The organism is Pseudomonas sp. AC463 (assembly GCF_979253585.1).
In genome coordinates this window covers 1-461 of sequence record NZ_CEEDDZ010000117.1, presented here as the reverse complement: position 1 = coordinate 461, position 461 = coordinate 1, and the positions used below count along the sequence as shown (strand labels likewise).

The 461-nt window shown below is 68.1% G+C and carries 1 protein-coding gene; it reads right to left on the bottom strand.

The window, feature by feature from the left end:
- A partial coding sequence (locus AC0IYH_RS29365) for a type II secretion system F family protein (protein WP_471837554.1) occupies positions 1–461 on the bottom strand: 461 nt, incomplete at both ends.

Below are 461 nucleotides of genomic sequence, written 5' to 3'. Positions count from 1 at the left end.
CATCAGCGCCGAGACGACTCCGAGTGCGACGATCGCGAGGATCGCGGGATAGGCTAGCGCGGTAATGAGCTTGCCGCGGATTTCCGCCTGCCGCTCGAGCAACGCCGCCAGCCGGTCGAGGATCGTCGGCAACGTGCCCGAACTCTCGCCCGCCGCGACCATCGCGCGGTAGAGGGGCGGGAAGCTCTTCGGCTCGCGCGCCATCGAATCGGCGAGGCGGCGCCCCTCAACGACACCGACATGTACCTGAGCGACGATCGCGCGGACGCTGTCCTGCTCGGTCTGGCGAGTGATCGTTCGCAGCGACTCCTCCAGCGGGGATACGCGGTTGAGTGTCGCGAGCTGGCGCGTGAACAGCGTCAACTGCTTGCCGCTCATCTTCGCGCGACCCAGCTTGAGCCCGAACAGCGGCCGCGCGGTCGCGACCGGCGGCGATCCGGGTTCGAGGCGCACTACATACA